Here is a 14,182-nt window from a genome sequence, read left to right as displayed (position 1 = left end):
GTGACCCTCCCCCTCCACGCCGCGACGGAGCGGCTGCTCAGCACGGTCGACCACCTCCCCGACAGCGCGTGGTCGGGACCCAGCCACTGCACGGGCTGGACGCGCAGCCACGTGATCGCCCACCTCGCCCTGAACGCGGAGGCGCTCGCGGGCGTGCTCCGCGGCTTCCGTGACGGCGCCCCGGTGACGATGTACGTCGCCGACGACGCGCGGGACCGCGACATCGACGTGCTCGCCGCAGCGGCGCCGGCGGAGGTCCGCGCCCGGCTCCAGGCGGCGTGCGCCTCCTTCGCCGAGGTGGCTGCCGTCGCCGACGACCTGGCCCCGGGCACCACGTTCGAGCGGACGCCGGGCGGGCGCGTGATGCCGGCCGGCGCCGTACCGTTCCTCCGGCTGCGGGAGGTCGAGATCCACCACGCCGACCTCGACGCCGGCTACATAGTGAGCGACTGGCCGTCGGAGACGGCGCAGTCCTTCCTCCGCAACGACGCCAAGCAGTACCGCGGCCCCGGCTTCCACGCGGTGGCGAGCGACGGGTCGGGGAGCTGGGACTTCGGTGAGGTCGACGCCTCCTCCCCCACCGTGAGCGGCCCACTCGGCGCGCTCGCGTGGTGGGCGACGGGTCGCGACGCCGGGCCAGTACTGTCCAGCACGAACGCGACGCTGCCGACGATGGAGGGACGATGACGTACACCGGAGAGGTCACGGCGGGCGGTGCGCCCGACGTGCGCGAGCTCGCGGAGCTCACGATCACCAAGCTCGCCGTCGACGAGAAGATGTCGAACAACTGCTACCTGCTGACCTGCCGGTCGACCGGGGAGAACCTCCTCGTCGACGCGGCCGACCAGCCGGAGAGCCTGTTCCAGCTCGCCGACGGCTCACTGGCCACGATCGTCACCACCCACCAGCACTGGGACCACCACCGCGGGTTGGCCTCGCTGGTCTCGCTCACCGGAGCCACCACGGTCGCGGGTGGGCCCGACGCGGACGCCATCACCGAGCAGACCGGGGTGGAGGTCACGCGGCGCGTCTCGGACGGCGACACCGTCACGGTCGGGTCGTGCTCGCTCGAGGTCATCCGGATCACCGGCCACACCCCCGGCTCGATCTGCCTGCTCTACCGCGACCCCGCCGGCCACGGCCACCTGTTCACCGGGGACTCGCTGTTCCCGGGCGGCGTGGGCAACACGTTCGGGGATTCGGCCGCGTTCGCGACGCTGATCGACGACGTGGAGACGAAGATCTTCGGCGCGCTCCCGGACGACACCTGGTTCTACCCGGGGCACGGGAACGACTCGACCCTCGGAGCCGAGCGGCCGCACGTGGCGGAGTGGCGCGAGCGGGGCTGGTGAGCTCTCCCGGCGACGAGCTCGTCCCCCTGTACGACGCCGCCGGCCAGCCCTCCGGCGAGGTCGTCACACGTCGCGAGATGCGCGAGCGCAATCTCCGCCACGCGGCCACGGCCGTGATCGTGCGCAACAGCGCGGGCCAGGTCTACGTGCACCGTCGTACCGACACCAAGGACGTGTTCCCCGGCCGCTACGACTTCGCCGCGGGCGGGGTGCTGCAGGTCGGCGAGGAGCCGCACGACGCCGCGGTCCGGGAGGCTGCGGAAGAGCTCGGCGTGAAAGGAGTCGAGCTGACGAGCCTCGGCGAGGGCGACTACGCCGACGACCACACGGACTACCACGCGTTCTGCTTCACCTGCGTGTACGACGGCCCGATCACGTGGCAGCCGGAAGAGGTCGCCTGGGGTGCGTGGGTGACGGTCGAGGAGCTGCGGGCGATGGTGCGGACGGAGTCGTTCGTGCCGGACTCGATCGCGCTGCTGGGCGAACACCTCCTGGGCGGGACCGGCTGACCGTCACGCCGGCGGCGTGAACGCCGCCCGCGCCGCCGCGACCTCCGCGCGTGTCACGCACCCAACGACGTGGTCGTTGACCAGCCCCATCGCCTGCATGAACGCGAAGGCGGTGGTCGGGCCGACGAACTTCCAGCCCCGCTTCTTCAGGTCCTTCGACATCGCGATCGCGGCCGGCGAGGTCGTCAGCGTCTGCGGCTCCCCCAGCTCGGCCAGCGGGGGCTCGAACGACCAGAAGTAGGCGGCGAGCGAGCCCTTCTCCTCAACGAGGTCGAGGGCGCGGCCGGCGTTGTTGATGACGGCCTCGATCTTGCCGCGGTGGCGGACGATGCCGGCGTCGGCGAGGAGGCGGGCGACGTCGGTGTCGTCGTAGCCGGCGACCACCGCGGGGTCGAAGGCGGCGAAGGCGGCGCGGAAGTCGGGGCGCTTGACCAGGATCGTGCGCCAGCTCAGGCCCGACTGGAAGCCTTCGAGGCTGACCTTCTCGAACAGCCGCTGGTCGTCGACGACGGGGAAGCCCCACTCGGCGTCGTGGTAGGCGGGGAACTCGGGGGCCGACACGGCCCAGGGACAGCGGAAAAGGCCGTCGGGGCCGGGCAGCACGTTCGTCACGAGACGAACTGTGCCACCCGGCCCCGACAAGACCGAGCTGATCCGGGAAGGATCAGATCGCGCGGACGTTCTCCGCCTGCAGGCCCTTCTGGCCCTGCGTGACGTCGAACTCCACACGCTGCTCCTCGGCAAGCGACTTGAAGCCGTTGCCGGCGATGCCGGTGTGGTGGACGAACACGTCAGCGCCGCCGCCGTCCTGCGCGATGAAGCCGAAGCCCTTGGTGTCGTTGAACCACTTCACGGTGCCCTGAGCCATTTTGTACTCCTTGTGTGTCATCCCGGAAGCCGCGCGAACCGGATTGGACGCGCGGGCTGAAGCCAACTGAACGCGCCTCGTGGAATGACCAGGTGGAGCTACAACAGTGAACCAGCCGCCGGCAGGATGGCCCGGCGCCTGGACAGGGCCGACGAATCGGTCCCCTTCAACACGACAAGGCTACCAGCGATGTCCTCGCCTCGCGCCATTGCGACACCCTAATGTCGGTCCATGGTGTTCACCCCGCGACAGGTACGGGCCATGGGCCTCATCGCCGACACGTTCGCGACCGGCGGCGACGGCGTGCCGTCACCGACCCAGGTCGGCTCGCACGAGCTCGCCCTGCGCATCGCCGAGGCCAACCCACGGGCGGGCGAGCTGCGCCAGCTCAAGGCCCTCCTCGACCTCTGGGACACCCGCGCCCTCGGCCTCGCGCTGACAGGGCGGCCGCGGCGGTTCTCGCAGCTGGACCAGGCCGGGCGCGAGCAGGTGCTGCTGTCGCTGTCGGACGCCAAGGTGGGTGCCAAGCGCGCGCTTTTCCAGGGCCTCAAGACCGCCTCGCTGTTCCCGTACTACATGACGGGCGGCGACGCGCTGTGGGACGGCATCGGCTACCCGGGCCCGCTCGGCACCGCCGACACGCCGCCGCCCGCCGTCCTCACCCCCGAGCAGGTCACCCGCGACAGCGACCTGTCCTGCGACGTGGTGGTCGTGGGCTCCGGGGCCGGCGGCGGTACGGCGGCGGGTGTGCTCGCCGCGTCCGGGCTCGACGTCGTCGTCCTCGAGGCCGGCGGCTTCCACGACGAGCGCGACTTCGACGGCGGCGAGGAGACCGGCTTCCTCCAGCTCTACGCGCTCGCTCCGCAGTCGACGGCCGAGGGCCAGGTGCAGCTCGTCGCCGGTCGCGGCCTTGGCGGCGGCACGGTCGTCAACTACACGACGTCCTTCCGCACCCCCGACCACGTGCGCGAGGAGTGGGCATCGCACGGCGCCACGCAGTTCTCCGGTGAGGAGTACGCCGCCTCGATGGACGCCGTGTGCGCCCGGCTCGGCGTGAACACCGACCACGACAAGGCCGCGCCACGCGATGCGATCCTCGAGCGCGGTGCCCGGGCGCTCGGCTGGGACGTGGACGCCATGCCGCGCAACGTGCAGGGCTGCGACCAGGACGTGGAGTGCGGGCGCTGCGGCATGGGCTGCCGGATCGGGGCCAAGCAGTCGACCGCCAAGACCTGGCTGGCCGATGCCGCGGCTGCAGGAGCCCGCATCCTGACCGGCGTCGACGTCCGGACCGTGAGCACCAGCTTCGGCCGCGCGACCGGCGTGGTCGCCACGACGGCCGAGGGGCACCGGGTCCGCGTGCGGGCCCGGGCCGTGGTCGTGGCCGCGGGCGCCGTACAGACGCCGGCGCTGCTGCAGCGCAGCGGCCTGAGCAACCCCAACATCGGCCGCTACCTCCGCCTCCACCCCGCGACCGCGGTCTGGGGCCGGATGGACGAGCCGGTCGACGGCTGGGTCGGGTCGATGCAGAGCCGGTACGTCGACGCGCACACCGACCTCGACGGCACCGGCTACGGCGTGCTCTACGAGACCGCTCCCCTGACGCCCGGCTTCGGCACCGGCTTCGTCAACTGGCGCGGGTCCGACGACTTCCGCCGCCGCATGGTCGAGCTCAAGCACACCCTCGGCGTCGCCGTCATCGTGCGCGACCGTGACCCGGGCGGAACGGTACGCATCGGCCGCGACGGCGAGCCCGTCGTCCGCTACCAGCTCTCCCCGCGCGACACCGACCACCTGGTCCAGGGTCTCGTGGGCGGCGCCCGGATCGCCGAGGCCGCCGGTGCGAACTGGATCGCGACCACGCACCACCGGACGGTCAGCTACGAGCCGGGACGCCGGGGGTCGATCGACACCTTCGAGTCCGACATCCGTACGGCGGGCGCCGCGCCCGCCACGATGGCCCTCGCCGCGCTCCACATCATGGGCACCGCCCGGATGGGCGGCTCCGCGCTGAGCTCCGCGGTCGACCCCGACGGGCAGACCTGGGACGTGCCGGGCCTGTACGTCGCCGACGCGTCGTGCTTCCCGACCGCCTCGGGCGTGAACCCGATGATCTCGATCGAGTCGATCGCGCACATGACCGCGACCCGCCTGGCAGCACGCCTGGCCTGAACGCGGCCCGCTAGAGCGCGAGCAGGTGCTTCTCGAGGCTGTGGGCGACCTTGCTGCCGAGCACCTCGATCCCGCCGGCGATCACCGGCGTGGCCAACTTCGTGACTCCGTGCGGCGAGAATTCCGACCGGTAGGTGACCGTGGTCGTGTCCTGTCCCGACTGGAAGGTGATCGTGTCGCGCAGGCTCATGCCGTTGGCGGCGCCCGTCAGCTCGAAGACCTCGTAGGGCTCGAAGCGGACGACCTCGTAGTCGACCTCGACCTCACGCCCCAGCATCCTGCTCACGTTGTGGTAGGTCGTCCCGACGCCGCCGTCCCCCGAGGTGCGCTCGGTGGAGACGGTGGGCGGGTCCCACTGCTCGGTGGTGGTGAAGTCGGTCAGGTAGGTCCAGACCGCTTCCACGGGCTTCTCGACGGTGATGGTTCGTTCGACGCTCGGCATCCCGCGGAGGTACCCCGGACGGCTCGGCGCAGCCGTCAGCTGTAGGTGACCTTGACGTGGTCGGTCAGCGGCACCGACTGGCAACCGAGCCGGATCCCGTCGGCGAGGTCGTCCTTGTCGAGGACGTCGTTGTGGACCATCCGCACGTCGCCCTCGAGCAGCCGGATCGCGCAGGCCGAGCACTCGCCCTCGCGGCAGGAGTAGGGCGCCTTGACGCCCTTGCCCTCGAGGAAGTCGAGCATCTTCGTGCGCGGGTCCCAGTCGTCGAAGGTGAACTCCTCGCCGTCGAGCTCGACCTCGAGCTTGACCGGTCCGGCAGGGGCGTCGGAGAAGGCGGCGTCGGCGCCGCCCTCGTCGTCGGCGGAGCTGATCTCGGCCTGCGCCTGCTGGACCTCGGCGATGTCGCCGAACGGGTTGCCGCCGAGGGAGACGAACTTCTCCTGGTGGCGCAGGCTGCGCGGGACCTCGAGCTCCTTGAGCACGGTGGTGACCATCTTCATGAACGGCGCGGGGCCGCAGACGAAGGAGTCGAAGCCGGCGTACTGCGCACAGAAGGCCTTCATCTGGGCCTCGGTCGGCAGGCCCTGCACCGACTCCAGCCAGTGGATGACCTGGAGGCGGTCGGGGTTCTCCGCCGCGAGCCGGGCGAACTCCGAGGCGAAGATGACCGACTTCTCGTCGCGGTTGGCGTAGAAGACGACGATCCTGCCGCTGCCGTGGGCCAGCGCGGTGCGGGTGATCGACATGATCGGCGTGACGCCGGAGCCGCCGCCGAAGAGCAGCAGGTCGGCCTCGAGGGACGCCGGGGTGAAGATCCCGGACGGCGGCAGCACGCGCAGCGTGTCACCGACCGCGAGGTTGTCGCAGATCCAGTTCGAGGCGTAGCCCTCGGCGGTGCGCTTGACCGTCACGGTGAGCGGGCCGCCGTCGTGCGGGCTGCTCGAGAGCGAGTAGCAACGCGCGGCGATCCCCGTCTGCGTGCTCGGCACGGCGACGGTGAGGAACTGGCCCGGCTTGTAGTCGAACTTCTCCTCCGCCCCAGCGGGTACGGCGAAGCTGATCGACTTGGCGTCGGCGGTCTCCTCGACCACGTCGACGACATCCAGGACGAAGGACTCGATGTCCACGAAACTCCCTACGGAACGGTGAAATGCATGGCGGGTGCGAGCGGGGCTCAGTACCCGTCGTACGCACCGATCGGGACATCTCCGGCCCGAACGGCGTCATCGATGCTAGCCATCAAGCGGGGGCACGGCTTGTGCACGTCCCGCCTTGCGGGAGAATCTCCTCGTCGCTGGAACTCTTGACAATCTGCCTGCGACTGTCCAGTCCACTGGACCGAGGTCTGGTGCTCGCTGTTCTTCTTGACCCGCACCCGGGCCAGGCAGTCCAGGCAGGCGACCTCGACCAGCCGCTCCTCCGTGTAGTGGCGGAAGTCGGCGAGGGTCTCCTCGCTGGTCGGGACGAAGGAGGCCATCTCAGGCGTCCGCGGGCGCGGAGGCCTCTTCCGCCGCGCGCTTGGCGAGGTTCTCGGCCACCTCGGCGTGCCAGTACTCGTTGGCCTTCGTCGTGTCGACCTCGAACTCGAAGCGGTCGACCATCTCGGGCTTGATGTCGGCGACGTCGACGTAGAACTGCTCGTACCAGCGGCGCAACTGGTAGACCGGGCCGTCCTCCTCGCACAGCAGCGGGTTCTGGACGGCGACCTTGTTCTCCCAGATCGCGACGTCCTGGAGGAAGCCGTCGCCGAAGGACTCGGTGTAGCGCTCCGCGATGTAGGCGCAGGTCTTCTCGTCGAGCCCCTCGGGCTTGCGCACGCTGATGCCGTACTGGAGCGTGAACGAGTCCGGCCCCGTCGGGATGTGGCAGTTGATCAGGATGACCTCGGTGACGAAGCCCTTGTAGTCGACCTCGAGCCAGTTGATCATGTACGACGGCCCGTAGTAGGTCGCCTCCGACTTGAGCGTGGAGTTCTCGTCGCCGTAGCCGCCGCCCATCGTGTCGGGGCGGCCCTTCGACTCCATGAACTGCGTCGCGGTGTGGCCGTCGAAGATATTGCGGAAGCTCGTCGGGAATGCGAAGTGCACGTAGTAGAAGTGCGCCATGTCCGCGACGTTGTCGATCAGCTCGCGGCAGTGCGAGCCGTTGATCTCGCGGGTGTGCCACGACCACGGCGTGTACTTGTCGGTCATCACGTCCGGCAGCTCCGGCGGCAGGATGGCGTGGTCGGCCGCCGAGCCCTCCGGGTCGTTCCAGATCAGCAGCTGGCCGTTGCGCACGGCGGTCTCGTAGCGCTGGGTCCGCGCCCGCAGCGGCACGCGCCGCGCGTACGGGATCTCCTTGCACTTGCCGTCGCCGCCCCAGCGCCAGTCGTGGAAGGGGCACGCGACGTTGTCGCCCTTGACCTCGCCCTGGGTGAGGTCGCCGCCCATGTGGCGGCAGTAGCCGTCCAGGACGTTGAGCTTGCCCTTCGAGTCCTGCCACACGACCAGCTTCGTGCCGAAGCCGTGGACGGCGTGCGGCTTGCCGTCGGCGAAGTCGGACGCCAGGCCCAGGCAGTGCCAACCGCGGGCGAAGCGGATCGGCTCGGTGCCCTGGTCCACGCGGCGCACATTTTGGGCGAGGGTGTCACTCATGTAGAACACGTTACAGTTTTGCCGTTAGGCTGACAACAACCCAGCCCTTCGAGGAGACCCGATGCACATCGACCTGGAGCCGCAGCAGGTGGCTCTCCGCGACGAGCTCCGCGCGTACTTCGCCGAGCTCGTCACCCCCGAGATCCGCGCCGGACTCGCGTCCGCGACCGGCGAGTTCGGGGAGGCCGGCGTCTACAAGGACGTCATCCGCCAGATCGGCCGGGACGGCTGGCTCGGGATCGGCTGGCCCAAGGAGTACGGCGGCCAGGCCCGCTCGATGGTGGAGCAGCTGATCTTCACCGACGTGGCGGCCATCGCCGGCGTACCGATCCCCTACCTGACGCTCAACACGGTCGGCCCGACGATCATGCGCTACGGCAGCGAGGAGCAGAAGGAGTTCTTCCTCCCCAAGATCCTCGCCGGTGAGCTGCACTTCTCGATCGGCTACTCCGAGCCCGGCTCGGGCACCGACCTCGCCTCGCTCCAGACCAGGGCGACGCTCGAGGGCGACGAGTGGGTCATCAACGGCCAGAAGATGTGGACCTCGCTCATCCAGTACGCCGACTGGCTCTGGATGGCCTGCCGCACCGAGCCGGACGCGCCCCGCCACAAGGGCCTGTCGATGATCCTCGTCCCGGCCGACGCGCCGGGCGTCTCCTACACCCCGGTCCACACCGTCGCCGGGGTCGGCACCTCGGCGACGTACTACTCCGACGTCCGCGTCCCCGCCTCGAACCTGATCAGCGAGCGCGGCGGCGGTTGGGCCCTGATGACCAACCAGCTCAACCACGAGCGGGTCGCCCTGACGTCCGCCGCTCCCCTGGTCCACTCGCTGCAGCTGGTCAAGGACTGGGCCGCCGAGACCCGCAACCCCGACGGCAGCCGCGTCATCGACACCGAGTGGGTGCAGATCGCGCTCGGCCGGGCGCACGCCCGCGTCGAGGCCCTCTCGCTGATCAACTGGAAGCTGGCCGCGGACGCCGACCACGGCGTGGCCCTCTCGCCGGCCGAGGCGTCGGCCACCAAGATCTACGGCTCCGAGCTCGCCACCGAGGTCTACCGCGCGCTGATGGAGATCGTCGGCCCGCACGCGGGCGTCACCGGCGACTCCCCCGGCGCAGTGCTCGCCGGGCGCCTGGAGCGCTTCCACCGGTCGTCACTGGTGATGACCTTCGGCGGCGGCACGAACGAGATCCAGCGCGACATCATCGGGTACGTCGGCCTCGGCCTGCCCGCCGCCAAGCGAGCCTGAGGAGCTGACATGGACTTTCTCTTCACCCCCGAGCAGGACGAGGCCGCCGAGCTGGCCGCGCAGATCCTCGCCGACAAGACCACGAACGCGCGTCTCAAGCAGGTCGAGGCTGGTGGCGACCGCTTCGACCGCGAGCTGTGGGCGACCCTGGGCGACGCCTTCGACTGGACCGAGCTCGACCTGATCATGGTCGCCCGGGTGCTGGTCGAGTGCGGCAAGCGCGTCGCGCCGGTCCCGCTGGCCACCCACGCCGCCTGCCTCACCCTGCTCGGTGACGCGGCCGACACGACGAAGCTCCACGCCGCCGCGGTCGCCGAGGAGCGGGCGCACCTGCCGGCCGCGCCGACCGTCACGGCCACCGCCGACGGTGCGCTCACCGGCACCAAGACCCTGGTTCGGGCCGGCATGGCCGCCGACGCGCTGCTGGTCACCGCGACCGGACCCGACGGTGTCGGCGTCTACCTCGTCGACGCGACGGCCGACGGCGTCGAGCGGGTCGCCCAGAGGACCAGCGACGGCGACGTCACCGCGCTGGTGACCCTCACCGGCGCCGCCGCGACCCGGGTCGGTGACGCGTCCGCGCCCGCTCGCCTCGGCAACCTGCTGATCGCCCTCGCGGCGGCGGAGCAGCTCGGCGTGACCGAGGGTGCGCTGCGCCTGACGGCGGAGTACGCCAAGACCCGCGAGCAGTTCGGCCGCCCGATCGGCACCTTCCAGGCGGTGTCGCAGCGCCTGGCCGACGGCTTCATCGACGTCCTCGGCCAGCGACTGACCCTGTGGCAGGCCATCTGGCGCCTGCAGGAGGGCCTGGCCGCCGACACCGAGGTCGCCACCGCCAAGCTGTGGGCCGCCGACGCCGGGCACCGGATCGCGCACACGACGGTCCACGTCCACGGCGGCGTCGGCATCGACCTCGACGGCGAGGCGCACCGCTACTTCACCAGCGGCAAGCGCTTCGAGTTCCTCTTCGGGGGCGCGACCGAGCAGGCGCTGGCGATCGGCCGCTCCTTCGCATGACCGTCCGGGACCTGCTTCTCGCCCGCGCCGAGGACGACCGTCCGGCGCTGCGCTGGCGGGAAGCAGGTTCTGTCACCTCCCTCTCCTGGCGGGAGTACGTCGCCGCGGCCGCCCGGCTCGCGGGGGAGCTCGAGGCACGCCTCGACCCCGCCCAGCCTCCCCACGTCGGCGTGCTCCTGCCCAACGGCCCAGCCTTCGCGCTGCACCTGGCCGCTGCCGGCCTGGGTGGGCACGTGGTCGTCGGACTCAACTCCACCCGCCGCGGCGACGCGCTCGACGCGGACGCGGCGAAGGCGGACTGCCAGCTCGTCGTGGACTCCCCCGACCTGGCACTGTCCACCCTGTCCGGCACGGACGTCCCTGACCTGCCGGCGACCGACCCCACGCCGGACAGCCTCTTCATGCTGATCTTCACCTCCGGGACGAGCGGGTCCCCTAAGGCCGTCCGCGTCACCCACGAGAAGATCACCGGCCCCGGCACCCACCTCGTCGGCCGGCTCGGCCTCACGCCGGACGACGTGCACTACCTGTCGATGCCGCTCTTCCACTCCAACGCGGTGATGGCGGGCTGGGCGCCGGCTCTCACGACCGGCGCCGCCTTCGCGGTGGCGCCCTTCTCTGCCAGCGGCTTCCTGCGCGACGTCCGTGACTTCGGGGCGACGTACGCCAACTACGTCGGCAAGCCGCTCACCTACGTCCTGGCGACGCCCGAGCGGGCCGACGACGCCGACAACCCGCTGCGCCTGGTCTTCGGCAACGAGGCCAACGAGGGCGACATCGCCGCCTTCGCGACGCGCTTCGGGTGCGAGGTCGTCGACTCGTACTCCTCCACCGAGAACGCGGTGATCGTGCAGCGCCGCCCCGGCATGCCCGCCGGCAGCCTCGGGATGCCGCTCGACGGGATCCGGGTGCTGCACGACTCCGGCGAGGAGACCGCCGACGCGGTCTTCGACGGCTCCGGCCGACTGCTGAACCCCGGCGAGGCCATCGGCCAGCTGGTCAACACCACGGGCCGCGGGGCCTTCGCCGGCTACTACAACGACGACGAGGCCGAGGCGGACCGGATGCGCGGCGGGATGTACTGGTCTGGCGACCTCGCCTACCGCGACGAGGACGGCTGGGTGTACTTCGCCGGCCGCACGGGTGACTGGCTCCGCGTCGACGGCGAGAACCTCGCCGCGGCCCCCATCGAACGGATCCTGCTGCGCCACCCGTCGATCGGCGAGGCCGCGGTGTACGCCGTGCCCGACGAGAAGGTCGGCGACCAGGTCGCCTGCGCGCTGATCCTGCGCGGTCCGCTGACCCCCGACGCGCTCGAGGCCTTCCTGACCGAGCAGGCGGACCTCTCCCCCAAGGCCTGGCCGCGCTACGTCAGCGTCGTGACCGAGCTGCCGCGGACGGCCACGAACAAGGTCCTCAAGCGGACGCTGTCGTCGGCCGGCGTACCGGCGCCGGGGTCGGCGTGGGTACGCGCGGCACGCGGCACGTCGTACTCCTGATCAGGGGATCAGCGCTGCCGCCGGCCCGCGGAGACCGACGACGAAGAGGCCCTCGTCGGTGTCGGTGTACCAGACCTGCTTGCGCTTGAGGTCCCACGCCGGCTGCGACATCGCCGAGGCGCCGTCGGGGCCCGGCACGTTGAAGTAGCCGACCTCACGGGGCCGGGCGACGTCGGAGATGTCGAACAGCCGCAGGCCCGAGCCGATCATCGAGCAGGCCGCGATCCTCGGGTTGGTGCGGGTCGGCAGCGAGCAGTAGTGGCCGGTGTAGCTGCGGACGATCGTCGTCGCGCCCGGGTCGCCCTTGAGGCTGGCGCGGATCGCCGGGTCGTGCACCTCGAGGCGCACGTTGGAGACGACCTTCGGCGCACGGGGGTTGGTGACGTCGATGATCCGCGCGGCGCCGACCGGGCTGTTCGGGCTGTTGAACTTGGTGATGTCGCCGAACAGGTCGCTGAACTCGTCGACCTCGAAGACGTACTTCCGCGACCCACGGGTGAACGGCTCGGCCACCTGCGGGATGGACGACTCCTGCCAGGTCAGCCGCGACAGGGTGCGGATCTGCGGGCTCGGCCGGCGGTCCTGCACGTCGGACACGTCGAGGACGTCGAGGCCGGCGCCGTCGATCAGCGCGGCGTCCTTGCCGCTGGGGCTGCCGATGTTGGCGACGTACATGGTGCGCCCGTCGTCCGAGAGCCGCAGGCCGTGGTAGACGACGCCCACCTTGGTCTTGAGGATCCGCGGGCGGCGCGGCTCGGTCAGGTCGACCGCGGTGAGCGTGAACCCGGCCGCGCCCGCGGTCCAGAAGGTCCGGCCGTCGGGCGCGAAGCCGCTCTCGTGGCCCATCACGCCGGACAGCGTCGTGGACATCAGTCTCGGGTGGCGGCAGTCCTTGCTGACGTCGTAGACGTCGAGGATGCCGGGGGCGGTGGCCAGGGTGCCCATCACCGCCGCGAGCAGGCCTCGCTTCTGGTTGACCAGCAACGACTCGTGCGGCTGAAGCATCGCCGGCGTGATCAGGTTGGCCGTCCTCACCGGCTTCGCAGGGTCGGTCATGTCGAGCACGACCACCCCGAGACCGGCGCCCCCGGTGAGCACGCCGGGGACGTTGAGGCCGACCATCAGGGCGGAGTCGTAGTAGGCACAGGTACGACCGGTGACGTCGGTGTAGCGCTGCACCTTGAAGCCACCCGAGCCGAGCGCCGAACGCTTGCCGTGGTGGCCCACCTGCACCGTGTTGCAGCGGTAGCCCTTGAGTGCGCGCCCCGACTCGTAGTCGGCCTTCGGCACCCGCCCCTGGATCGAGGTCTCCTTCAGGTCACCCGTCGCGCACGTCGCCCGCGGCACGCCGCCCAGGTCGAGCTCGGCCTGCGACGAGCCCGCCGTCAGCACCGCTCCGGTCACCACCACCGCCGCGGCGACGCCCGCCACCAGCAGCCTGCGGACGGCGTGCTGCGCACGTCCACCCCGCGCCTGGTCCTGCACCATGTCGACCCCCATGTCGGCACTGGTGTGGCGACCGCCACACACGACGGCCACCCTCGCACGAGTCGGGCCGCAGGTCGAGGAGGCCTTGCCGGATCAGGTCAACCGACGTACGCGATCTCGGTCTGCCAGCTCGCCTCGTCCTGGTCGACCGCGGCGCGCAGGGCCTTGGCCACGTTGTCGGGCGCGAACGGGCCCTCCTTCGCCAGCATCCCGCGGACCGTCACGGACGCCGCACGGATGCCGTCGCCCTTGACGGTGGCGTCGATGCTGCGGACCAGGTTCTGCAGGCCGGCCTTCTGGACACCGAGCGACGCGGCGCCGAACCACGGGCTGTCGGCTGCCATGCTACCGGTCGCGCTCACCCGGCCGCCGGGGCCCATGAAGGGGCGCGCGGCCTGGAGCAGGGGCAGCAGCCCGCCGACGCCGAGGCGCACGTCGGCGAGCAGCTCGTCGACCGAGAGCGACAGCGGGTCCTTCTCCCGGTACGCCGACGGGTTGAAGTGCAGGACGTCGACGTGGCCGAGCTTCTCGGCGAGCCGGGTCACCACGGAACGGGTCGCGGCCTCGTCGGTCAGGTCGACGACGGCGGTCTCGGCAACGCCCCCGGCGACCGCCACCTCGGCGGCGAGGGTGGCGAGGACCTCCTCGTCAGCACCGAGGAGGGCGAGCGTGGCGCCCTCTGCGGCGTACAGGCGGGCGAGCGATCCGCTCACCCCGGGTCCGGCTCCGGCGATCAGCACGTTGCGGGTCATGGCGCCAGCCTAGGACCCGCTCAGGCGGCGAGGGCGAGGTCCACGTGGAGCCAGCGCGCGAACGAGTACTCGGCAGGCGTGAGCGTCGTCGTGCCGGTGCTGGTGACGAGGCGGTGCAGTCCGTGGGGTGTGCGCCAGATCCAGCGGTCGGGTCCGAGTTGGTGGACCTCGTAGCCCGCATGGGTTTTCGCTCGG

General features: G+C 71.1%; 15 protein-coding genes. 7 read left to right on the top strand and 8 right to left on the bottom strand.

Annotated features, from left to right (window positions below; translation table 11 throughout):
- Genes ASE20_RS05745 through ASE20_RS05735 form a run of 3 tightly spaced genes read left to right on the top strand, consistent with a single transcriptional unit; the run spans position 1 to position 1,861 of the window.
- Positions 1-687, top strand: coding sequence for a maleylpyruvate isomerase family mycothiol-dependent enzyme (locus tag ASE20_RS05745; protein WP_056893551.1), 687 nt, complete (start codon positions 1-3; stop codon positions 685-687).
- On the top strand, positions 684-1,352 hold the full coding sequence (locus ASE20_RS05740; protein WP_056893550.1) for an MBL fold metallo-hydrolase: 669 nt from the start codon (positions 684-686) through the stop codon (positions 1,350-1,352). The genes ASE20_RS05745 and ASE20_RS05740 overlap by 4 nt, the downstream gene beginning before the upstream one ends.
- Positions 1,349-1,861 carry an NUDIX hydrolase gene (locus ASE20_RS05735; protein ID WP_056893872.1) on the top strand — a complete coding sequence of 171 codons (513 nt, stop codon included), beginning with the start codon at positions 1,349-1,351 and terminating at the stop codon, positions 1,859-1,861. Before ASE20_RS05740 ends, ASE20_RS05735 begins: the two co-directional genes overlap by 4 nt.
- A 3-nt stretch (positions 1,862-1,864) precedes the next feature.
- Here ASE20_RS05735 and ASE20_RS05730 read toward each other — a convergent pair whose 3' ends face one another.
- Together ASE20_RS05730 and ASE20_RS05725 are read right to left on the bottom strand one after the other, a co-directional pair.
- Entirely contained in the window at positions 1,865-2,473 is a 609-nt protein-coding gene (locus ASE20_RS05730) for a DNA-3-methyladenine glycosylase I (RefSeq protein WP_056893549.1), read from the bottom strand.
- A gap of 52 nt (positions 2,474-2,525) precedes the next feature.
- The gene (locus ASE20_RS05725; protein ID WP_056893548.1) at positions 2,526-2,729 is read right to left on the bottom strand and encodes a cold-shock protein; all 204 of its coding nucleotides are present in this window, start codon (positions 2,727-2,729) and stop codon (positions 2,526-2,528) included.
- Positions 2,730-2,960: 231 nt separating this feature from the next.
- On the opposite strand from ASE20_RS05725, the gene ASE20_RS05720 reads away from it, so the two are divergent.
- The gene (locus ASE20_RS05720; RefSeq protein WP_056893547.1) at positions 2,961-4,901 is read left to right on the top strand and encodes a GMC family oxidoreductase N-terminal domain-containing protein; all 1,941 of its coding nucleotides are present in this window, start codon (positions 2,961-2,963) and stop codon (positions 4,899-4,901) included.
- A gap of 10 nt (positions 4,902-4,911) precedes the next feature.
- Here ASE20_RS05720 and ASE20_RS05715 read toward each other — a convergent pair whose 3' ends face one another.
- Genes ASE20_RS05715 through ASE20_RS05700 form a run of 4 tightly spaced genes read right to left on the bottom strand, consistent with a single transcriptional unit; the run spans position 4,912 to position 7,979 of the window.
- On the bottom strand, positions 4,912-5,343 hold the full coding sequence (locus ASE20_RS05715) for an SRPBCC family protein (protein ID WP_056893546.1): 432 nt from the start codon (positions 5,341-5,343) through the stop codon (positions 4,912-4,914).
- A 35-nt stretch (positions 5,344-5,378) separates the two neighbouring features.
- Positions 5,379-6,470, bottom strand: coding sequence for a ferredoxin--NADP reductase (locus ASE20_RS05710; RefSeq protein ID WP_157538609.1), 1,092 nt, complete (start codon positions 6,468-6,470; stop codon positions 5,379-5,381).
- A 47-nt stretch (positions 6,471-6,517) separates the two neighbouring features.
- The gene (locus ASE20_RS05705; protein ID WP_056893545.1) at positions 6,518-6,820 is read right to left on the bottom strand and encodes a hypothetical protein; all 303 of its coding nucleotides are present in this window, start codon (positions 6,818-6,820) and stop codon (positions 6,518-6,520) included.
- Position 6,821: 1 nt separating this feature from the next.
- Positions 6,822-7,979: a Rieske 2Fe-2S domain-containing protein gene (locus ASE20_RS05700; protein ID WP_056893870.1), complete on the bottom strand. Its 1,158-nt coding sequence runs from the start codon at positions 7,977-7,979 to the stop codon at positions 6,822-6,824.
- A gap of 61 nt (positions 7,980-8,040) precedes the next feature.
- Here ASE20_RS05700 and ASE20_RS05695 point away from each other — a divergent pair, with 61 nt between their 5' ends.
- From ASE20_RS05695 to ASE20_RS05685, 3 genes are read left to right on the top strand one after another with little or no spacing between them, the layout of a single operon-like run.
- Positions 8,041-9,231, top strand: coding sequence for an acyl-CoA dehydrogenase family protein (locus tag ASE20_RS05695; protein WP_056893544.1), 1,191 nt, complete (start codon positions 8,041-8,043; stop codon positions 9,229-9,231).
- 9 nt (positions 9,232-9,240) lie between these two features.
- On the top strand, positions 9,241-10,248 hold the full coding sequence (locus ASE20_RS05690; protein WP_056893543.1) for an acyl-CoA dehydrogenase family protein: 1,008 nt from the start codon (positions 9,241-9,243) through the stop codon (positions 10,246-10,248).
- Entirely contained in the window at positions 10,245-11,747 is a 1,503-nt protein-coding gene (locus ASE20_RS05685; RefSeq protein WP_056893542.1) for an AMP-binding protein, read from the top strand. The genes ASE20_RS05690 and ASE20_RS05685 overlap by 4 nt, the downstream gene beginning before the upstream one ends.
- Here the strand turns inward: ASE20_RS05685 and ASE20_RS05680 are convergent, their stop codons facing one another.
- Entirely contained in the window at positions 11,748-13,235 is a 1,488-nt protein-coding gene (locus ASE20_RS05680; RefSeq protein ID WP_157538608.1) for an LVIVD repeat-containing protein, read from the bottom strand.
- 98 nt (positions 13,236-13,333) lie between these two features.
- Positions 13,334-13,987, bottom strand: a complete 654-nt coding sequence (locus ASE20_RS05675; protein ID WP_056893540.1) for an SDR family oxidoreductase — start codon at positions 13,985-13,987, stop codon at positions 13,334-13,336.
- Positions 13,988-14,182 lie beyond the last annotated feature (195 nt).

It is taken from the genome of Nocardioides sp. Root240, assembly GCF_001428825.1.
Lineage (GTDB): Bacteria > Actinomycetota > Actinomycetes > Propionibacteriales > Nocardioidaceae > Nocardioides.
This window is presented reverse-complemented; position numbering and strand designations above follow the sequence as displayed.